Below are 20,502 nucleotides of genomic sequence, written 5' to 3'. Positions count from 1 at the left end.
AGTTTCCTTGTCTCTGTTTGTGTTTTGGGTTTTCACAAATTACCATCACACGTCCTTTGCGTCGAATTACTCGACACTTGTCGCAGATTGGTTTAACAGATGGTCTTACTTTCATCTTTATTCGTCTCCTTATTTGCGTCTAAATGTAATACGCCCACGTGTTAAGTCATACGGTGAAATTTCAACGGTAACACGATCACCTGGTAAAATGCGAATGTGATGCATACGGATTTTACCAGAAACGTGAGCTAGAATCTCGTGTCCGTTTTCCAATTTAACTTTAAAAGCTGCATTGGGTAAAGTGTCAACTACGATACCATCAATTTCGATCATATCTTGTTTAGCCATGAATCCTACACTCCTCCTTCTATCAAAAAATGAAATGATGTTAGGCATAATATGCCATCTACCATTTTAACAAAAAAGTGCTAAATATCCAAGTAAAATTTAAAAAAAACACAACTTTATTAAGTTGTGTTATTAACAAGTGGTGGAGAAGGACAGATTCGAACTGCCGAACCAAAAGGAACTGAGTTACAGTCAGCCGCGTTTAGCCACTTCGCTACTTCTCCAGTTTTTAAAAAAAAGAACAATCAGAAGATTGTTATAAACAAAATGGAGCAGGTGATGAGAATCGAACTCACGTAGTCAGCTTGGAAGGCTGAAGTTCTACCATTGAACTACACCTGCAAATATAAGTGGTGACCCGTGGGCGATTCGAACGCCCGACCCTTTGATTAAAAGTCAAATGCTCTACCAACTGAGCTAACGGGTCACAAGTGGTGCCGACTATAGGAATTGAACCCACAACCTACTGATTACAAGTCAGTTGCTCTACCAATTGAGCTAAGTCGGCATTTAAATGGTGGAGGTTAACGGGCTCGAACCGCTGACCCTCTGCTTGTAAGGCAGATGCTCTCCCAACTGAGCTAAACCTCCAAAACTTGCCATACAAAGGGATTAAAATAAATGGAGCAGGTGATGAGAATCGAACTCACGTAGTCAGCTTGGAAGGCTGAAGTTCTACCATTGAACTACACCTGCAACAAATAATGGCTGGGGCACCTGGATTCGAACCAGGGAAATGCAGGAGTCAAAGTCCTGTGCCTTACCGCTTGGCTATACCCCAATAAGTGGTGGAGAAGGACAGATTCGAACTGCCGAACCAAAAGGAACTGAGTTACAGTCAGCCGCGTTTAGCCACTTCGCTACTTCTCCATCAACATGGTGGAGGTTAACGGGCTCGAACCGCTGACCCTCTGCTTGTAAGGCAGATGCTCTCCCAACTGAGCTAAACCTCCATGTTTTTTTATCGCAAACTCGTTTGCGCTCACTTATATTACCAAAGGATATCGGGGATGTCAACGGAATTTTTAATTTTTTTTATAAAATTTTCAAATTTTAATTCAAGAGCCTTTATATAAAGCTTTTTTATTGTTTTATTATTTATTCTTTTTTGTTCCTCAAACAAATATCCATTATGCACAACATACATTTTTGACAAAATCACTGAATATTTTTTACCAAACACAATCTTTTCTTGGATACAATCCAATCGTTTAATCAATTCAAAATCTGAAACATAATGAATATATGTATTATAATACTGACAATACTCTTTCAATTGGTTCGGTTCATCTGGAAAAACAATATATACAGGAATACCTGCTTTTTGAAACGTTGGACTCCACAACAAAAATAAATCATGATAGCCTAAAGTTTTTTCTAACTCAATAGAGTCCAGCACCACCAAAAGCGATGTATCCTTTATATTCGGTATTTGGATTTTTTCAATTTTGTTCATTTATATATGTAGGAATGCATGCATATTGTATCACAATTTAACCTGGTGTAAAATATAGGCATATATTAGGAGGGGTTACATGATTCAAATGGGAATTGATTTGGGTACAAACTACATCCGGCTTTGTACACAAGAAGATGGTCTACTATATAATGAGCCATGCATGGTTGCGCTTGATGAGCAAAATCATGTTTTAGGCATTGGTGAAGACGCTAAGGATTTAATCGGATCCATGGATCCAAATATTAAAGTAATATCTCCTTTACGTGAAAATCCAATTAACTTTGACGTTCTAGACATACTCCTAGAACAACTACTATATGAACACAAAGCTTTTCGTATGTTTCAAAAAACCGTTTTGTTGGTAAGTTATCCAACTAGTTTCAATAAAGAATCATGCGACATATTGAAAGAACACCTTGAAGATTTAGGTGCTTACCGCGTTTATTTTGAACAAGAAATCTGGATTGCTGCTATTGGCGCAAAACTCGATTTATTTTTACCCGTTGCTAGCTGTGTATTAAATATTGGTTCTTCAAACTGCGATATTGCAATCTTCCAAAACGGCAAGATGATCAAAAAATCTCGTTGCAACGTATCTGGAAGTACAATTAATATCGCCATTAAAAACTGGCTATTTAAATCCTACAACATGAATGTATCAACAAAACAAGCCGAAAAAATCAAACGTAAGATTGGACAGGTAAATATTCAGCAAGACCCCAAAAGTCTTGAAGTTGTTGGCATGGACCAAAATAGTCATGTACTAAAATCCGCAATCATTAACGAAAATCAAATAGTTGGAATCCTAACACCCTTAGTACAACAATGGGCCAACTGGATTCTACAATTTCTATCTAGCTTGCCAATCACAATGCAGCAAGATGTAAAAACTCGCGGAATCATATGTTGTGGTGGATCCATGTTATTGAATGGACTATCTTCCTATCTACAAAACACAATAGGATGTCCAATCTTTGTCACAGACGATCCAATCAATACAGTTTCTGCAGGATTAATGATTCTTTTATCCCGCATGGAAGATTAAGCTCAATTTAAGGAAAATCATTTAACATTAAACCGTAAACAGCAGAACACTTATTCATATCCTATTCCCTTTTCTCTTAATGCTGTTTCAAAAGCTCCCAATGGGAGTTTTTCTTTTTGTGTGATATAATTTGTTCCATTAGGAGGACCTTTATGAACAAAAATATCGTATCATCAATCTTATATTCAATCGCAGCCATCTGCTTATTTATATTCGCTTATAACCTGACTTATACATTCCTATATATAGGTATCTTATTTTTAGCCATCGCAACAATCTATTCAAAGAAGGTTAAAAAATAATGAAAAGAAAAAACAGCAACAACACATGGCTATATACAATCTGCATTGTCTTAATAGCTATAGTATTCGGATTCTTATCCTTTATACCAGTAAATATAGAATGTATTAAGCCATTTATCGCATATTTTGATCCAACTAAATTATTATCAAACTTACCATTATGGATCTTCACAAACTGCATTATCTCACTTTATTCACATTCTGAAAAAACATCTATATTAAATACAACCCTATTCAGTATTGTTTGTTTTGTAAGTTATTCACTATTCTCAATGATTCTAACACACACAATACCAAAAGATATGTTTCTAACATGGATATTATTCATTTTAATTTGGACAATATTTAGTTATTTAGTATGGTCAGCCAATCGACAAGATACGAAAGGATGGATTCTTTCAACCATTCTTTTAGCCATACTATTTAGCACATGCTTCACTTATACAGATAACACACTATCCAGTACGACCATTTTAAATTTTTTACTCTATGTATTCCTTGTAGTAGTCCTATATAAAGGAACAAAAGAAACATTGATCATTGTGATTTTGTCTATTATTTTAGCCTTGATTCTTAGTAAAACAAAAATTCAAATAATTTTTACAAAAAGTGCTTGCATTTATTTTAACTCGGTGATATTATAAATAGGCACTTACGGAGGTTTAGCTCAGTTGGGAGAGCATCTGCCTTACAAGCAGAGGGTCAGCGGTTCGAGCCCGTTAACCTCCACCATTTAAATGCCGACTTAGCTCAATTGGTAGAGCAACTGACTTGTAATCAGTAGGTTGTGGGTTCAATTCCTATAGTCGGCACCACTTGTGACCCGTTAGCTCAGTTGGTAGAGCATTTGACTTTTAATCAAAGGGTCGGGCGTTCGAATCGCCCACGGGTCACCACTTATATTTGCAGGTGTAGTTCAATGGTAGAACTTCAGCCTTCCAAGCTGACTACGTGAGTTCGATTCTCATCACCTGCTCCATGTAAAAAACTACTCGCAAGTGCGAGTTTTTTTGTATCTAAAATGCCAAGGATTAATCCTTGGCACTTTTTATAAATTCATATATATCCTCGTAAATTATTTGATTCTCTTTTTCATTTAAGATTTCATGTTTTAAAGTCGGATATAATTTACTAGATACATTTTTATATCCAACACCCATTAAGAATTGTTTCAATTGTTCAAATTTATCCTTACCCTGAATGACCGGATCTTCTTGACCTGCAATCATAAATATATGTAAGTTTTCATTAGTGACATTCCATCCTTTTTTATCAAAGGCTTTGATCATCAATTGAAATAAGTTAATAAAACCATTCGTTGTAAATAAGAATCCACACAATTCATCTGCTTCATATTGCTCTACATTCTCAACACATTTACTCAACCAACGATTACCCGATTCATATCCTGCAAAAGCCATCTTATTCAATAAGCCATTTCCTTTCTTCTCCTTATAGAAAGGCTTTATTATTTTTGCCAATGCCAAACCTAGAGTTGCCGCCGAATTTTCAGTAGGAGGACCACACAAAATCAGTTGATCAATATATGCATCATATTTCTTTAAGTAACAACGAGCCACTAAAGTCCCCATACTGTGACTAAATAACGTTATCTCTAATCCAGGATACATTTCACGTACATATTCCGTAACCTGGAATAAATCCTCCACAATATAATCCGCATTTTCAGTGTAGAAATATCCATAATCATTTTTTGATTTCACGCTACTTCCATGACCTCTATGATCATGAATCACACAAACATAACCACGATCATTTAAATATCGCATAAAGTCAAAATAACGCTCTTTATGCTCGGCCATACCATGCGAAAACTGTACGACTCCTTTTGGATTCTTGCACTCCATAATCGCAATCTCTAAGTTTAACCCATCTTGTTTTGATGTTATTTTCTTAATTATCATATTATAGTACCTACATATCTTTCTTGTACTCATTGTATCAAATATATAATTATCAAAACTATACAAAAACAAAAAAAAGACCATTTTTTAAAATGGTCCAACTAGTTTTCACTAATTTCTACTTTTACTTTGTGATCCGCTTCCACATCAAAAGTGATTTTTGTGAAGTCATCTAAATGATTTGTGACAATATTATGAACCTGATCAAATACTGCGTCCTCTTTTTCTTCAGACTTGCAATCATATTCAATAGATGTAACTGTGTGTTTTTTTATTTTTACATCTTTTAATTCTTCTAACATTGATTTCATAACTATCTACCTCGATATAAGTCTATCACTTATTAAATTCAGTTGTCAAATTTATGCATGAAGCCAATCTACCCTATGATAATAAATAAAGAACGTGATACTTGATAAAGACCAAGTAATTGGATAAATCCAACATACACACCAAATATTATGCACTAAAGCCCCCATGATTGTAAGACCTGTAACACGCACAAAACACCAACAAACCATCATTACAATCATTGGAACCATTGACTTCCCAGCCCCTCTTAAAATAGCCGACACACAATGTGAATACGCTAATAAACAAAAGAAGAAAGCACTCGTTTGTCCACGCAAAGTACCAAAATGAATAACTTCGGGTGTTGCGTCAAAGGCTGCAACAAACTGAGGACCAAAAACAAAGATGATTACACCAATAATTTCTGCCAAAGTCATCGAGCAAATCATACCAAACTTAGCACCCTTTAAAACACGATCATATTGGCGAGCCCCTAAATTCTGTCCGACAAACGTTGTAAGCGCCATTGTAAAGCTAGTGATCGGCAAGAACGCAAATCCTTCAATCTTAGAATACGCTCCACATCCAGCCATCGCCATATCGCCAAAAGAGTTGATATTCGATTGAACTACAACATTCGCTAGACCAATAATTGAATTCTGAAATCCACTTGGCAAACCATACTTCAAAATCTCACCTAAAAGCTCTTTATGAATTTTCACTTTAGAAGGAACAATACGATGCGTTCCCTTTGTCGTCAACAATAAATTGAGACAAAGACCCGCTGAAATATATTGCGAAATAATTGTAGCTAAAGCAGCCGATCCAACACCCATCTTAAGTACCGCAATAAAGAATAAGTCTAAGACAACATTCACTACACTTGATACAATCAAATAATATAACGAATGCTTACTATCTCCTACAGCCTGCAATATTCCTACAAAAAAGTTATACATTATCGATCCAAAAGAACCTAAAAAATATATTTTAAAATAAGTTACCGAAGCTGCCATCACACTATCTGGAGTTCCCATCCAACGAAGCAATGTAGGTGTAAAGAAAACACCAATAAGTGTCATAATAAAACTTACAATCAATCCAAACGCAACCGTTGTATGAATCGCATTTTGCATACGCTCTATTTCTCTTGCGCCAAAATAACGCGAAATGACTACACCTGCACCAATCGCAACCCCATTAAAGAAGCCAATCATCAAGAATATAATGTTTCCACTTGAACTCACCGCTGCAAGTGCCTGACTCCCCAAAAAGTTTCCAACAATTAAGGAGTCCACAGTATTGTATAATTGCTGAAATAAATTTCCTAATAAAATAGGTAACGCAAAGAAAACCATCTGCTTAGGAATCGATCCAGATGTCATTAACTTTTGTCCTTGTGCCAACCCTAACACCTCCTACACCACTAAAAGAAAAGGAAGCTTAAACTTCCTTGTAAAAACTTTGTAGATGACTACAAGAAGCATCAAACTGCTCTTTTTCTCCTTTTGTCATTTCAATCTCAACAACCTCTTTGACACCTGTCGCATCTAAAATAGCCGGTACACTTGTGAATACACCATCTTGTCCATATTGACCATCTAAATACGTAGAAATAGGAAGTACTACGGATTCATTAAACATCAATGCACGAACAATACGTGTTGTACTTGCGGCAATACCATAACATGTATTTCCTTTACGATTGAAGATTTCCCAACCATCTTTCTTTACCGCTTCATGAATACTTTCAAACATCCCCTCATTCATGCGTGTTGGATTATCTTTAATGATTTGGTAAATGTCTTTACCACCCACACGAACTGTACTCCATGGAATCATTTCACTATCCCCATGTTCACCTAAAACATAAGCATGAATACTCTTTGGATCTACATCAATACAATCAGCAATATGACATTGTAAACGAGCTGAATCTAATAACGTTCCTGAACCAATGATTTGATTTGCTGGTAAACCAGAAACCTTATAAGCCACATAAGTCATAATATCGACTGGATTTGAAACAACTACAATAAACCCATCAAATCCATTTTCTATAGCACTCGAAACAATACTTGTAACAATCTTAGAGCTTGATTTTAAAGCCACTAAACGATCGTTTTCCTTGCCCATTGGAGCACTTGCGGTAATAACCAAAACATCTGCATCTTTGCAGTCTGTATAATCACCTAATTTAATTTCCATATTACGATTCATAAAGGCAATACTATGAATCATATCTAATGTTTCACCTTTAGCCCTTTCTGTATTCATATCAATTAATACAATTTCATCGCAAATCCCTTGATTGATCATGCAAAAAGCTGTACTTGCACCTACATTTCCTGCACCAACAATAACTACTTTTCTCTTTTTAATCATAATGGCTCCTCCTACAAAAATTTAGAGATATATCCCTGTATAAATATTACCAAAATAATGACAGGAATGATATATGAAACATAGAAACCAACTTGTTTAGGAAAAGAAATTCCCTCTCCGCAATTAGCTTCCTTTAAGAAGTTTTTAAATCCCCATCCATATTTAGATGTACAAAACAATACATAGCAAAGTGATCCTAAAGGTAATAGATTATTCGATACAATAAAATCTTCTAAATCTTGAATGGTTGAACCAGCACCTAAAGGTTGAACAAAAGATAATACATTAAATCCTAATGCACATGGTAAAGATAACACAAAAACAAGCACAAAACTTACTTTGATTGTTTTTGAATGAGACCATCCTGTCCATTCCATTGTCATCGTGATGATATTTTCAAATACCGCAATAATTGTAGTTAATGCGGCAAAACTCAAAAACAAAAAGAACAAAGCACCCCAAATATTTCCAAACTGCATATTCGCAAAGATATTAGGTAATGTTTGGAAAATCAATCCAGGCCCTTGCCCAGGATCCACATTATACGCAAAACAAGAAGGAATCACAATAAAGCCTGCAACCAATGCAACAAATGTATCTAAACACACAACTGTAATGGCCTCAGATGTTAACTTCTTGCCTTTATCAATGTAACTTCCAAATATCGCAATAGCACCAATTCCTAAACTCAAAGTAAAGAAAGCTTGACCCATGGCCGCGAATACGACATCCGATACATTTTGCATCTTTGAAAAATCAGGCAACAAGTAAAACTTTACGCCCTCCATAGCCCCTGGCAAAATGAGTGAACGAACAGCTAGCACAAGCATCAACGCCAATAAACTCAACATCATATACTTTGATACTTTTTCCACGCCATTCTGCAAGCCTTTTGAACAAATGAAAAAACCAATACAAACAACTAGAAACATCATACCTACTTGAATCAAGGGATTCGACAACATTAAGCCAAATTCATTATTAATTTGCCCAACATTTAATCCATTAAAATCCCCTATCAACATTTTGTAGAAATAATAAAACAACCATCCACAAACCGAAGTATAAAACATCATCAGTATATAATTTCCTGCCATTGCCACATACTTCATAAAATGCCATTTTGTTCCTTTTGGCTCTAATACATCAAAAGAAAGTGCTGCACTTTTTTGACTGGCACGTCCTACCGAATACTCCATAACCATAACTGGCAATCCTAATATGACTAGAAAAAATAAATAAATCAAAACAAATGCAGCACCTCCATATTGTCCTACAATATATGGAAAGCGCCAAACATTGCCAATTCCTATTGCGCATCCTGCGCTAATTAAAATAAATCCTAAACGATTTGAAAACCTATCTCTCATTTTTCCAACTCCCTATAAAAACAATCTAAACATCCTATATATTTACCTTTCCAAGGCTTCATTCTTCCGCAATAATGTATGATAACACTATTCTGTTTCACCCAATCAAGATCTATCCTACTTCTTGGATTTCTTAGATTATAGAAATTCATCATTCTCTCACTCAAATTATATTTACGAGAATCTACTAGTTTTGTCTTATCTCCATATAATGCCGTCAATACATCTTGATCAAAAAGTACAAGATTTTTCTTATGTGCATTCACATAATTTAAAATATCTTGCTTATTTAATTGTTTACGCAATAATTCTAAATTCATCAACAAAACCCCAGTATTGATATATGGTACATCCTCTTTTAGCCCTAATCTTTTCGCATTTAAATGCGTCATACGCTCATTTACATGACTCGAAGCGATATAAAAATTACCTTCAAAATCCATGTTATACAATTCCCTTAAACTTTGAATCACAACAATATCCACATCCAAGTAAAGAATTCGATCCAATGTCTTAGGCAACAAATCCGAAGCGAATAATCGATAATAAATTTCTAGAGGATATCGAGATGAAATAGGAAACCCCTTAAATTCTTCTTCCTTTACTTCTATAAAATGAAAAGTACATTCAAAAAAAGAACGTCTTAAATCATACATGTGTTTTTGATTTAAGTCATGATGCAAAATATAGAAATCAATATTTTTGTCAAACCGAATGATGGAACGTATACATGTCTTTGTCAAATCTATGAATTTTGCGTTAATTGAAAATAGAATATTCATAAAATGATTTTATCACAAAATAAATTGAAAATCTTTTCATATTTTGTGATACAATACTTACATTAAGGAGATGAAAGTATGAAACTTATTATACCTAAAAACTACGATCCAGTATTAACTGTTAGAGAGACACAAGAAGCTATTAAATATATCCGTGATACATTTCAATATGAATTTGGTAAAGAATTAAATTTATCAAGAATTTCAGCACCCTTATATGTTACACAAAGTTCTGGTTTAAACGACAACTTAAATGGTACAGAAAAACCCGTATCTTTTACCATGAACGAACTTCCTGGTGAACAAATGGAAGTTGTGCACTCTTTAGCAAAATGGAAACGTATGGCTTTAAAGCAATATGGCTTTAAATTACATGAAGGCTTATATACAAATATGAATGCCATTCGTAAAGATGAAGAATTAGATAACATTCATTCTACTTATGTCGATCAATGGGATTGGGAAAAAATCATTTCTAAAAATGAACGCACAAAAGAAACATTAGTACAACATGTACGTACTATCTTTAAAGTCATCAAGCATATGGAACATGAAGTTTGGTACAAATACCCTCAGGCAGTTAATCATTTACCTGATGAAATTTTCTTTATCACAACTCAGGAACTATTAGATATGTATCCAAATATGAACGCAAAGGAAAGAGAAAATGCCATCACAAAAGAACATGGTTGCGTATTTGTGATGCAAATTGGTGATAAATTATCAAACAATGAAAAACACGATGGTCGAGCCCCAGACTATGATGACTGGACACTAAATGGAGATATCCTATTCTGGTATGAACCACTACAAAGTGCTCTAGAAATCTCTTCTATGGGAATTCGAGTGGATGAAGATACATTATTAGAACAATTGAAAAAAGAAAACTGTTTGGAAAGATGCGAATTACCTTTCCATAAAGCCATTCTAAATAAAGAATTACCATACACTTTAGGCGGAGGAATCGGTCAATCCAGACTATGTATGCTTCTACTTAAAAAAGCACATATCGGAGAAGTCCAGGCAAGCTTATGGCCTGAAGACATGGTCGATACATGTTTAAAAAATAATATTCAAATTTTGTAGGACAATTGTCCTACTTTTTTATTATAGTGGCATTGGAATTGGATATATAATTCTCATACTTTAAATCTGGCAATTCACATCCATAAACTGAAATGTTTCCGTCACAAACAATGATAGATCCGTCTGTATTTTCTTGGTATCCATCATATATAAAGGCACCTGAAAACAATAAGCCATCCATTATGTTATGTTTAATATCAATATTATCACATATTACACTAACAGTACATTGATCTTTCTTTGTGCTGCTTTTTAAATATGTGTAATACGCTCTACCTAAATTAAAATATTTTTCCATTTTTACTCCTAAAGAAAAGGAATAGGTATCTACCTACTCCTTATATTCTTATTCTTCAGATTGGATATCCATTGAATTATTGTCTGCAGTATCTGCATCTTGTAAAATTGATTCTTCTACTGAAGCTTCTACACTATCCATCATATCTCTATCATCAGAGCCAGATACTAGTTTGTCGAACTCTTCATCATGAACTTCTTTCATACGTGCAATACGTTTGTCACGAAGTTCTTTAGCCTTTTCTGCAACAATTAGATTTTGTGGACGATCTCCCTGGCATCCAGTACCTGCAGGAATCAGCTTACCAATAATAACATTTTCTTTCAAACCGATTAAGTGGTCAACTTTACCCTTAATAGTCGCATCTGTAAGAACCTTTGTAGTTTCCTGGAATGAAGCAGCTGATAAGAAGGAATCTGTTTCAACAGAAGACTTAGAAATACCTAATAATATTGGTTTGAATGTAGCAGGAGTTTTACCGCTTAACAATGCGTTACGATTGATTTTTGTGATGTTATTCAATGATAATTGAACACCAACATTTAAATCAGTATCTCCACTATCTACAATGATTACTTTCTTCATCATCTGTTTGATCATTACTTCCAAGTGCTTATCACTAATTTCGATACCTTGGCTTTGGTATACTTTCTTAACCTCCTTCAAGATATAGTCTTGAACTTCACGTACACCAGCAACACGTAATAATTCTTTTGGATCTAATGGACCTTCAGTCAACGCAACACCGGCTTCAATCTTTGCACCGACTTGAACCCATGGACGCATAGACTGGTTCGCGTTAATTTTATGAGAAACACTTTCGTGTTCGTTTGTGATAATAACTTCTTGGCGCATTGTTCCTTCAATACGTTCAATTGAAGTAATTTCACCTGAAATCTGAGCAATTACCGCAACACCTTTTGGACAACGAGCTTCGAATAATTCTTCAACACGAGGCAAACCTTGAGTGATATCTTCTGCACCGGCACCGGCAACACCACCTGTATGGAATGTACGCATTGTTAACTGTGTACCTGGTTCACCAATTGATTGAGCCGCCATGATACCAATAGCTTCACCAACTTCAACGTCTTTACCAGTAGCCATGTTACGTCCATAACATTTACGACAAATACCTAAACGGGACTTACAAGTAAATACAGAACGGATATACATACCTGTAACACCTGCATCTACAATTTTCTTAGCAAGTTCATCAGTGATGAATTCATCACTCGCAATAATTATTTCACCTGTCTTTGGATCTGTTACATCTTGTTTAGAATAACGACCAACTAAACGATCTTGTAATGGTTCGATAACAGAGTTTGTTTTACGATCCATTAATGTTTCGATCCAGTACCCCTTATCTGTACCACAATCATCTTCTTTGATAATTACATCTTGGGCAACATCAACCAAACGACGAGTTAAGTAACCAGATTCGGCTGTCTTTAAGGCAGTATCTGTAAGACCTTTACGCACACCGTGAGTCGAGATAAAGAACTCACTTACGTTCAATCCTTCACGGAAACAAGAGTAGATAGGAACTTCTATGATGGTTGGTACATATTCACCAGCACCAGCTTTAGCGTGGCCAGGTTTTGCCATTAAGCCACGCATACCAGCTAACTGAGTAAAGTTTGACGCGTTACCACGAGCACCAGAAGTCGCCATCATGTTGATTGGGTTTTTACGAGGCAAGTTTTTCATCAATGATGTTACAATCTTGTCTTTTTGATCATCCCACATCTTAGATAAGTGACGTTCCCATTCTTCCATTGTCAACATACCTTTACGTTGTAAGTGTTTCAACTGATCGGCTTTAACACGACCCTCATCGATATATTCATCTTTGTGAGGAGCCACTTCGATATCTGACAAGGCAACTGTAATACCAGCTACTGTTGAATATTCAAATCCTAAAGATTTGATTTGGTCAAGAATTTCAGCAGTTTGATCCGCATCATAACGTTTGAAGACTTCGGCAATAACTTTACCTAAATCTTTTTTCTTAACCGCTTCAACTAAAGGCATAGCTTCGATGTATTCTTTAATGTTTTGTCCTGGAGCAATAAAGTATTTATCAGGAGTACTAATAAAGTTTTCTTTTGATACCTCATTAATATATGGGAAATCTTCAGGGAACATTGAGTTGAACACAATCTTACCAACTGTTGTAATTAAATAATCATTTTTATGTTTTTCATCAAACGATGTTTTATGCATATTGCATACAGGCAATGCGATACGAGTGTGAAGATGAACTTGTTTCGACTGGTATGCCATCATAACTTCATCTTCATCTGTGTATACATGCCCTTCACTTTCACCAAAACGGTGCCAGTGAGCTGCTTCTAATGGGCAGCCAACTTCTTCGTAGTGTTTAGCTTCTGCAAAGAATTCTTCTTTTGTTTCTTCCATTGTTAAATAGAAGTTACCCATAACCATATCCTGTCCTGGCGTAACGATAGGTTTACCATCTTTAGGACCTAAGATATTGTGAGAACCAAGCATCATAACTAATGCTTCAGCACGAGCTTCTTCTCCTAATGGAACGTGGATGGCCATCTGGTCACCATCGAAGTCGGCGTTGAACGCAGTACATACTAATGGGTGAAGACGCATTGCACGTCCTTCTACTAATTTAGGCAAGAAGGCCTGAATACCCAAACGGTGTAATGTAGGTGCACGGTTCATTAATACAGGATATCCGTCGATTACAGTTTCAACAACGTCCCAGATACGAGGATCACGACGTTCGATTAATTTTTCTGCATTTTTAGGATTTTGTGCTAATCCTTGGTTTACGATTTCATTAATGATAAATGGTTTAAACAAGTTAACTGCCATTTCACGTGGAATACCACATTGGTACATTTTCAAATCTGGTCCAACGGCAATTACAGAACGACCAGAGAAGTCAACACGCTTACCTAATAAGTTCTGACGGAAACGACCTTGTTTACCTTTTAATGAATGAGACAATGATTTTAATGCACGTCCACCAGCACCTGTAATTGGTTTTGAACGACGACCATTGTCAATTAAAGCATCTACAGATTCCTGTAACATACGCTTTTCGTTTTGAACGATAATATTTGGAGTACCCAAATCTAACAATTTACGTAAACGATTGTTACGAGTGATAACACGACGATATAAGTCGTTCAAATCACTTGTCGCAAAACGACCACCATCCAATTGAAGCATTGGACGTAAATCAGGTGGTATTACCGGAATGTTAGTCAGAATCATCCATTCTGGTAAGTTTTCACTATTACGGAATGCATTGATTGTATCCAAACGTTTGATTAATTTCTTACGTTTTTCACCTTGTGCTTTTTCAAGCGCATCCTGTACTTCTTGATATTCAGATTCTAAATCAACATCTTGTAATAAACGTAGTACGGCTTCAGCACCTGTTTGAGCTGTAAATCCTGTTGAACCATAAATAGCTTGGTTTTCACGGAATTCACGTTCAGAAAGAATTTGTTTGTAAGCTAAACCAGATTCTTTTGGATCCGTAACAATATAGCTTACGAAATATACAACTTCTTCCAATTGTTTTGGTGTTACATCCAACAGCAATGCCATACGGCTAGGAATACCACGTAAGTACCAAATATGAGCTACTGGTGCAGCTAAGTGGATGTGGCCCATACGCTCACGTCTTACGCTTGCTTTTGTGATTTCTACACCACAACGGTCACATACAACACCTTTAAAACGTACTTTTTTATATTTACCACAAGCACATTCCCAGTCCTTAGTTGGACCGAAAATGCGTTCGCAGAATAAACCATCACGTTCTGCTTTTTGTGAACGATAGTTAATTGTCTCAGGCTTTGTTACTTCACCATGACTCCATTTTAAAATCGTTTCTGGACTCGCTAAGCGAACCTGAATCGAGGCAAAATTGTTAATACTCATATTTTATACTACGCCTCCTCTTCTTCGTTATTTTCTTCTTCAATATCGTCTACTAGCTCTTCCTTTTGTGTTTGTTCTGGTAAAGGTTGAGCTGGATGAACGTCCTGGTCATCATCATCTAATGTGATGTCAACCTCGTTATTGTTTTCATCTAACAAACGAATATCGATTGCTAAACCTTGTAATTCGTGCATCAATACACGGAATGATTCTGGAACACCTGGTTCTGGAATATCTTTACCTTTAATGATGGCTTCATAAGTCTTGATACGACCTTGAATATCATCCGATTTGATTGTCAAGATTTCTTGTAATGTGTGGGCAGCACCATATGCTTCCAATGCCCAAACTTCCATTTCTCCAAATCTTTGACCACCATTTTGAGCTTTACCACCCAATGGCTGCTGAGTAACTAAAGAATATGGACCTGTAGCACGAGCATGTAGTTTATCGTCAACCATGTGAGCCAACTTAATCATGTACATTACACCGACACTAATACGTTCATCGAATGGTTGTCCAGTTTGACCATCATATAATACCTGTTTTCCATCGACAGTCATGCTTGCTTCGCGCATTACATCTTGTAAGTCTTCATTTGATAAACCATCAAATACAGAAGTAGAGAATTTAACACCTAATTTACGAGCAGCGTAACCTAAGTGGATTTCTAAGATCTGTCCGATGTTCATACGTGAAGGTACACCGAATGGGTTCAACAAGATATCAACTGGATGTCCATCAGCCATAAATGGCATATCTTCGATAGGTAAAATCTTAGAGATGACACCTTTGTTACCGTGACGACCAGACATCTTATCACCTTCAGAAATCTTACGTTTCTGAACGATATATACTTTAACACGCATATTTACTCCAGGAGGAAGATCCGATCCATCTCCACGTTTAAATACACGAATAGAATGAACAATACCAGCACCACCATGAGGTACTTTCAATGAATTGTCACGAACTTCACGTGATTTTTCACCAAAGATTGCCAATAATAATTTTTCTTCAGGACTAACTTCACTTTGTCCTTTTGGAGTAACCTTACCAACTAAGATATCTCCTTCTTTAACTTCGGCACCCACCATGATGATACCATTTGAATCTAACTTACGAACTGCTGCTTCACCAACGTTAGGAATATCACGAGTGATTTCTTCTGGACCTAACTTAGTTTCACGACAGTCAATATCATATTCTTCTACGTGGATTGAAGTATATACATCATCACTAACCATACGTTCTGACATGATGATGGCATCCTCGTAGTTATATCCATGCCATGTTGTATATGCAATAACAACGTTTTGACCTAAAGCCAATTCTCCATTTTGCATACTTGGACCATCAGCTAAGATATCGCCTTTTTCAACCTTTTCACCAACTTCTACAATTGGACGTTGATTGATACAAGTGCTTGCGTTTGAACGAGCAAACTTACGTAATTGATAAGTGTGGTTTTCACCTTCATTATCTTTAACTACAATACGCAAACCATCTACATATTCAACTACACCATCTTGTTTTGCGACAATACCAACACCTGAATCCTTAGCAATTTTATATTCAATACCAGTACCTACATAAGGTGAATGAGGAACTAATAATGGAACGGCCTGACGCTGCATGTTGGCACCCATTAAGGCACGAGACGCGTCATCGTTTTCCAAGAATGGGACACAGGCAGTCGCTACAGATACAATCTGTTTTGGACTGACGTCGGCAAGTTCTACTTCGTTACGATCAGCGATGATAGTTTCACCAGCCTTACGAGCTACAACACGTTCATTTACTAAATGACCATCGCGAACCTCATTGGCCTGAGCGATTACATAATCTGCTTCTTCATCTGCGCTTAAGTAAACTGTATCTTCACTAACAGTACCATCCGCATTTACCTTACGGTAAGGCGTTTGAATAAATCCATATTCATTGATACGAGCATATGTAGTTAGGTTATTGATCAAACCGATGTTTGGCCCTTCTGGCGTTTCGATTGGACAAATACGACCATAGTGAGAGTTGTGAACGTCACGTACTTCGAAACTTGCACGGTCACGACTGATACCACCTGGACCTAAGGCTGAAATACGACGTTTATTTGTCAACTCAGCTAGAGGGTTTTGTTGATCCATGAACTGTGATAACTGTGAACTAGAGAAGAATTCTTTAATTGCAGCTGTCAAAGGACGAATGTTTGTCAATTTTCTAGGAGTTAAGCTATCCATTTCTTGAATTGACATACGTTCTTTAACGACACGTTCCATACGAGATAAACCAATACGGAACTGGTTCTGAATCAATTCACCAACAGAGCGAATACGACGGTTACCTAACATATCGATATCATCTGTTGTTCCTACACCTTCCATAACGTTTAAGCTATATGAGAAGAATGCATACATATCTGAAACTGTAATTGTGTGTTTATTTGCGAATGGGTCATTTCCAGCAATACGGACTTCATCCCCATTATTGTCAATAATATATAATTCTTGAACACATGCACCAATCAACCATGCTGTGATATCTTCACTTAAAGCACGTTGTTTAACTTGTGTTTCAACATCACTATCGATAGCATCTGGACTTACACCAACCATATAACGGTTCGCAACTAATTCCATATCTGCATCAACAATATCTTCACCTTGAGCATTTGTTAAACGTCCAAGAGCATATAAACGTTGACCATAGTTAAATACAGAATCCATATTTTCGGCTGTTAATTTAACTGGTTGTGCAAACAATCCTGCAAAAATATCAACATTTTCAACAGCCTTTTGGATTGCTAAAACATCTTGTTCAGTTAATACTGTACCAACATCTAAATAAGCATCTTCTGTTTCAACATCACTAGCTAATACACGACCAATTAATCCTGTAGTCCAGCTTGTTGGAATTGAAACGATATCTTCTTCATGGAATTCTGAGCGGAATGGATAAGCGACACAATAAGTACCCTTAGCCAATTCTTCACGTAATGCATTTCTTTCATCACGGTGAACCATAGTACCTTTTTCCATGAATACGTTGCCATTTACATCAACAATATCATGAGCAAGTGTCATACCTGCCATACGATCAATCGCATTTAATTTCTTACGTAATTTATAACGACCAGCTTTTGTCAAGTCATAACGACGGTGATCAAAGAATTTAGCTTGCATCAAAGTGATTGATCCATCTAATGTAGGGATTTCATCACTTCTTTGATTTTCATAGAAAGAAAGTAACGCTTCCTGCGTTGTTTTTACTTTATCGTTCAATAAAGTGTTTTCGATTTCTTCATATTTACCGAAGAAAGCAGTATACAACAACAAATACATATTCATGTATTCGCGATCTTCTGCATCTGTAGCTACATCAGACCAGTTACGTCCCATTGCACGAAGGAATGTTTCCATCATTGATGTATCGTGAGTATCTTCGTTCACTCCGATATTCAAAGACATACCAATCGCCTTGAATAAAATACTGAATAATACTTTACGGCGACGGTCAATAGAAACATTAATTAAACGTCCGTTTGTAGTTTTCTTTTGTTCAGTCATAAACTCTAACCAAGTACCACGACTTGGAATTAATTCACAGCTATAGTTTTGTTTACCAGTTTTTTCATCATAACTGTCCGCAAAATATGCTCCTGGAGAACGTACGATCTGACTAACGATTACACGTTCTGCACCATTGATGATGAATGTACCAGTTTCTGTCATTAAAGGGAAATCCCCTAAATATACTTCTTCACTCTTAGTTACAACTTCCCCAGTTTCTGAGTCTGTAACTTCTAATTCCATATCTGCATATAGAGGTGCTGCAAAGTTGCATTCTCTATACATAGATTCTTCTGCGTTATATTTTGGTTCTTCAAAATGATAACGAAGGAAATTTAAGCGAATGTTTTTTCCATAGTTTTCAATTGGATAGATTTCTTCAAATACTTCTTGGATACCTTGTTGCGTAAACCATTTAAATGAATCTGTCTGGATTTCGACAAGATTAGGTAACTCTAATTTACCACTAACCTTTGAGTAATCTCGGCGGGAAGATTTTTTTCCACACGAGACAATACGATATGCTTTGTTGTTGTCCATGCATGCCATCCTTTCGTTCGAATTTGTACTATACTAGGTGGTTTTCACCTGAAAACTCACACTATTATGCAATTTATTATACTACTAGTAAAACCACCAAATGTCAATAAAAACTTGACAAAATTTAAAAAATGAGTTATAAATATTGCCTATCCTTTTTCAGCACCTGCACAAAGTAGGTGCTTTTTCATTTATCCATTTTGACATTCCTTCTAATTGTGCATACAATATAAACGTTTAAAGGAGTTCCGAATGAAAAAAATTTTAACCCTAATTATAACTTGTTTTTTATCGCTTAGCCTTGTAGGATGTTCAAACTCAAAAAATAATGATGACATCCTTACATTCTTTGATGCATTAGGTAATACATTAAATCTAAAAAGCGCCCAAATCAGTGGAACATTGGATATGAAAGATTCAAAAATGAATATTGATGCACAAATTCTTCAAAAAGAAGATCTACAAGTTGCTACTTCAATAGGTTTAGTTGCAGGCGATCATGTGAAAAATAATTTTTTAAACTTTTACATTAAAGATGGAAAAACATATTTAAATTCTATGGGTACAAAAACCCAAAGTACAGTCGATAAGATCGGACTTAAAAAGAATTCAAAATTAAATACATACAACCCATTTCTAGATTTAACTGACGATCAATTATGCAAATTATTTGATTCCTCTAAAAAAGAAAATGATACATATACATTTAAAGTCAACACATCTAAATTAGCCACCCTTCTAGATAATATGGGATCCGTTAAACTAGATCATGCTACACTTGTTGCAACCATCAAAAACGAAAAAATCTCACACATGATTTTAAGCTTTACCGGAACACAAACCGTTGATGATGCGAATGCTGATATTGATGTTTCAATTGAACTAAGTATCAAAAAACTAAATAAGATCAATTTTCCAAACGATTTAGACAATTATAAAAACGAAACTGCAGAAGATTAATTCCTCTGCAGTCAGACTGTTGACAAAGTGACTGTCGACAGTCTTTTTAAAATCTGATAGAATATCTGTGGCAGAAACGTACTTCATAAACCCAAAATAGTCGACGTTTCTGCCATTTATTATGCCAAAAATGATATAATTATAGAGGGTTTATGGAGGATATCACAATGGCTATGACTAACAGAAACAATGCAAAATTAGATTGCATGATT

At 35.8% G+C, this 20,502-nt stretch carries 17 protein-coding genes and 13 tRNA genes; 9 read left to right on the top strand and 21 right to left on the bottom strand.

Annotated features, from left to right (window positions below; all coding sequences use genetic code 11):
• The 12 genes from rpmJ to H8911_RS08715 form a co-directional block, all read right to left on the bottom strand.
• Positions 1 to 115: 50S ribosomal protein L36 (gene rpmJ / locus H8911_RS08770; RefSeq protein WP_003866328.1), on the bottom strand; the 115-nt coding region annotated here is incomplete at its 3' end.
• Between the two features lie 14 nt (positions 116 to 129).
• The gene (gene infA, locus H8911_RS08765; protein WP_117573900.1) at positions 130 to 348 is read right to left on the bottom strand and encodes a translation initiation factor IF-1; all 219 of its coding nucleotides are present in this window, start codon (positions 346 to 348) and stop codon (positions 130 to 132) included.
• Positions 349 to 488: 140 nt separating this feature from the next.
• Positions 489 to 572 (bottom strand) — tRNA-Tyr (locus H8911_RS08760).
• A 44-nt stretch (positions 573 to 616) separates the two neighbouring features.
• A tRNA-Gly gene (locus H8911_RS08755) sits at positions 617 to 690 on the bottom strand.
• Between the two features lie 9 nt (positions 691 to 699).
• Positions 700 to 775 (bottom strand) — tRNA-Lys (locus H8911_RS08750).
• A 5-nt stretch (positions 776 to 780) separates the two neighbouring features.
• A tRNA-Thr gene (locus H8911_RS08745) sits at positions 781 to 856 on the bottom strand.
• 7 nt (positions 857 to 863) lie between these two features.
• Positions 864 to 939 (bottom strand) — tRNA-Val (locus tag H8911_RS08740).
• 31 nt (positions 940 to 970) lie between these two features.
• A tRNA-Gly gene (locus H8911_RS08735) sits at positions 971 to 1,044 on the bottom strand.
• A gap of 9 nt (positions 1,045 to 1,053) precedes the next feature.
• Positions 1,054 to 1,129: transfer RNA gene (locus H8911_RS08730), tRNA-Gln, on the bottom strand.
• Between the two features lie 5 nt (positions 1,130 to 1,134).
• Positions 1,135 to 1,218 (bottom strand) — tRNA-Tyr (locus tag H8911_RS08725).
• Between the two features lie 7 nt (positions 1,219 to 1,225).
• Positions 1,226 to 1,301: transfer RNA gene (locus tag H8911_RS08720), tRNA-Val, on the bottom strand.
• 38 nt (positions 1,302 to 1,339) lie between these two features.
• Positions 1,340 to 1,804, bottom strand: a complete 465-nt coding sequence (locus H8911_RS08715; RefSeq protein ID WP_147346792.1) for a hypothetical protein — start codon at positions 1,802 to 1,804, stop codon at positions 1,340 to 1,342.
• A gap of 79 nt (positions 1,805 to 1,883) precedes the next feature.
• Here H8911_RS08715 and H8911_RS08710 point away from each other — a divergent pair, with 79 nt between their 5' ends.
• From H8911_RS08710 to H8911_RS08680, 7 genes are all read left to right on the top strand, one after another.
• On the top strand, positions 1,884 to 2,852 hold the full coding sequence (locus tag H8911_RS08710; RefSeq protein ID WP_186999380.1) for a rod shape-determining protein: 969 nt from the start codon (positions 1,884 to 1,886) through the stop codon (positions 2,850 to 2,852).
• A 152-nt stretch (positions 2,853 to 3,004) separates the two neighbouring features.
• Positions 3,005 to 3,154, top strand: a complete 150-nt coding sequence (locus tag H8911_RS08705; RefSeq protein ID WP_158567616.1) for a hypothetical protein — start codon at positions 3,005 to 3,007, stop codon at positions 3,152 to 3,154.
• The gene (locus H8911_RS08700) at positions 3,154 to 3,798 is read left to right on the top strand and encodes a hypothetical protein (RefSeq protein WP_186999379.1); all 645 of its coding nucleotides are present in this window, start codon (positions 3,154 to 3,156) and stop codon (positions 3,796 to 3,798) included. The genes H8911_RS08705 and H8911_RS08700 overlap by 1 nt, the downstream gene beginning before the upstream one ends.
• A 12-nt stretch (positions 3,799 to 3,810) precedes the next feature.
• Positions 3,811 to 3,886: transfer RNA gene (locus H8911_RS08695), tRNA-Val, on the top strand.
• A 7-nt stretch (positions 3,887 to 3,893) separates the two neighbouring features.
• A tRNA-Thr gene (locus H8911_RS08690) sits at positions 3,894 to 3,969 on the top strand.
• Between the two features lie 5 nt (positions 3,970 to 3,974).
• A tRNA-Lys gene (locus H8911_RS08685) sits at positions 3,975 to 4,050 on the top strand.
• 9 nt (positions 4,051 to 4,059) lie between these two features.
• Positions 4,060 to 4,133 (top strand) — tRNA-Gly (locus H8911_RS08680).
• A 52-nt stretch (positions 4,134 to 4,185) separates the two neighbouring features.
• Here the strand turns inward: H8911_RS08680 and H8911_RS08675 are convergent.
• From H8911_RS08675 to H8911_RS08650, 6 genes are all read right to left on the bottom strand, one after another.
• Positions 4,186 to 5,079, bottom strand: coding sequence for an alpha/beta fold hydrolase (locus tag H8911_RS08675; RefSeq protein WP_186999378.1), 894 nt, complete (start codon positions 5,077 to 5,079; stop codon positions 4,186 to 4,188).
• A 101-nt stretch (positions 5,080 to 5,180) separates the two neighbouring features.
• Positions 5,181 to 5,390 (bottom strand): hypothetical protein, encoded by a 210-nt coding sequence (locus tag H8911_RS08670; protein ID WP_117925723.1) that lies wholly within the window; start codon positions 5,388 to 5,390, stop codon positions 5,181 to 5,183.
• Positions 5,391 to 5,441: 51 nt separating this feature from the next.
• Entirely contained in the window at positions 5,442 to 6,785 is a 1,344-nt protein-coding gene (locus H8911_RS08665; RefSeq protein ID WP_439649320.1) for an MATE family efflux transporter, read from the bottom strand.
• Between the two features lie 28 nt (positions 6,786 to 6,813).
• On the bottom strand, positions 6,814 to 7,755 hold the full coding sequence (locus H8911_RS08660) for an L-lactate dehydrogenase (RefSeq protein ID WP_117925724.1): 942 nt from the start codon (positions 7,753 to 7,755) through the stop codon (positions 6,814 to 6,816).
• An 11-nt stretch (positions 7,756 to 7,766) separates the two neighbouring features.
• On the bottom strand, positions 7,767 to 9,125 hold the full coding sequence (locus H8911_RS08655) for a sodium-dependent transporter (protein WP_117925725.1): 1,359 nt from the start codon (positions 9,123 to 9,125) through the stop codon (positions 7,767 to 7,769).
• Positions 9,122 to 9,907: a glycosyltransferase family 8 protein gene (locus H8911_RS08650; protein ID WP_117925726.1), complete on the bottom strand. Its 786-nt coding sequence runs from the start codon at positions 9,905 to 9,907 to the stop codon at positions 9,122 to 9,124. Before H8911_RS08650 ends, H8911_RS08655 begins: the two co-directional genes overlap by 4 nt.
• Positions 9,908 to 9,985: 78 nt before the next feature.
• Between H8911_RS08650 and asnA the strand changes: the two genes are divergently transcribed.
• On the top strand, positions 9,986 to 10,993 hold the full coding sequence (gene asnA / locus H8911_RS08645; protein WP_186999377.1) for an aspartate--ammonia ligase: 1,008 nt from the start codon (positions 9,986 to 9,988) through the stop codon (positions 10,991 to 10,993).
• A 10-nt stretch (positions 10,994 to 11,003) separates the two neighbouring features.
• Here the strand turns inward: asnA and H8911_RS08640 are convergent, their stop codons facing one another.
• The 3 genes from H8911_RS08640 to rpoB are packed head-to-tail and all read right to left on the bottom strand — an operon-like array spanning position 11,004 to position 19,330.
• Complete coding sequence (locus H8911_RS08640) at positions 11,004 to 11,291, bottom strand: hypothetical protein (RefSeq protein WP_186999376.1); 288 nt, start codon at positions 11,289 to 11,291, stop codon at positions 11,004 to 11,006.
• A gap of 48 nt (positions 11,292 to 11,339) precedes the next feature.
• Positions 11,340 to 15,224, bottom strand: coding sequence for a DNA-directed RNA polymerase subunit beta' (gene rpoC / locus H8911_RS08635; protein ID WP_186999375.1), 3,885 nt, complete (start codon positions 15,222 to 15,224; stop codon positions 11,340 to 11,342).
• Positions 15,225 to 15,232: 8 nt separating this feature from the next.
• A complete protein-coding gene (gene rpoB / locus H8911_RS08630; RefSeq protein WP_186999374.1) occupies positions 15,233 to 19,330 on the bottom strand; it encodes a DNA-directed RNA polymerase subunit beta in 4,098 nt (1,365 codons plus the stop codon).
• Positions 19,331 to 19,582: 252 nt separating this feature from the next.
• Here rpoB and H8911_RS08625 point away from each other — a divergent pair, with 252 nt between their 5' ends.
• Positions 19,583 to 20,290 carry a hypothetical protein gene (locus H8911_RS08625; protein WP_186999373.1) on the top strand — a complete coding sequence of 236 codons (708 nt, stop codon included), beginning with the start codon at positions 19,583 to 19,585 and terminating at the stop codon, positions 20,288 to 20,290.
• Positions 20,291 to 20,502 lie beyond the last annotated feature (212 nt).

Origin of the sequence: Holdemanella hominis, from assembly GCF_014306155.1 — a bacterium.
Classification (GTDB): domain Bacteria; phylum Bacillota_I; class Bacilli_A; order Erysipelotrichales; family Erysipelotrichaceae; genus Holdemanella; species Holdemanella hominis.
This window is presented reverse-complemented; position numbering and strand designations above follow the sequence as displayed.

Coding starts and splice junctions, on each gene's coding strand:
- H8911_RS08705 (WP_158567616.1), top strand. CDS start 3,005: ATGAACAAAAATATCGTATCATCAATCTTATATTCAATCGCAGCCATC.
- H8911_RS08640 (WP_186999376.1), bottom strand. CDS start 11,291: ATGGAAAAATATTTTAATTTAGGTAGAGCGTATTACACATATTTAAAA.
- asnA (WP_186999377.1), top strand. CDS start 9,986: ATGAAACTTATTATACCTAAAAACTACGATCCAGTATTAACTGTTAGA.
- H8911_RS08715 (WP_147346792.1), bottom strand. CDS start 1,804: ATGAACAAAATTGAAAAAATCCAAATACCGAATATAAAGGATACATCG.
- rpoB (WP_186999374.1), bottom strand. CDS start 19,330: ATGGACAACAACAAAGCATATCGTATTGTCTCGTGTGGAAAAAAATCT.
- H8911_RS08625 (WP_186999373.1), top strand. CDS start 19,583: ATGAAAAAAATTTTAACCCTAATTATAACTTGTTTTTTATCGCTTAGC.
- H8911_RS08655 (WP_117925725.1), bottom strand. CDS start 9,125: ATGAGAGATAGGTTTTCAAATCGTTTAGGATTTATTTTAATTAGCGCA.
- H8911_RS08650 (WP_117925726.1), bottom strand. CDS start 9,907: ATGAATATTCTATTTTCAATTAACGCAAAATTCATAGATTTGACAAAG.
- H8911_RS08670 (WP_117925723.1), bottom strand. CDS start 5,390: ATGAAATCAATGTTAGAAGAATTAAAAGATGTAAAAATAAAAAAACAC.
- H8911_RS08710 (WP_186999380.1), top strand. CDS start 1,884: ATGATTCAAATGGGAATTGATTTGGGTACAAACTACATCCGGCTTTGT.
- rpoC (WP_186999375.1), bottom strand. CDS start 15,224: ATGAGTATTAACAATTTTGCCTCGATTCAGGTTCGCTTAGCGAGTCCA.
- H8911_RS08700 (WP_186999379.1), top strand. CDS start 3,154: ATGAAAAGAAAAAACAGCAACAACACATGGCTATATACAATCTGCATT.
- infA (WP_117573900.1), bottom strand. CDS start 348: ATGGCTAAACAAGATATGATCGAAATTGATGGTATCGTAGTTGACACT.
- H8911_RS08660 (WP_117925724.1), bottom strand. CDS start 7,755: ATGATTAAAAAGAGAAAAGTAGTTATTGTTGGTGCAGGAAATGTAGGT.
- H8911_RS08675 (WP_186999378.1), bottom strand. CDS start 5,079: ATGATAATTAAGAAAATAACATCAAAACAAGATGGGTTAAACTTAGAG.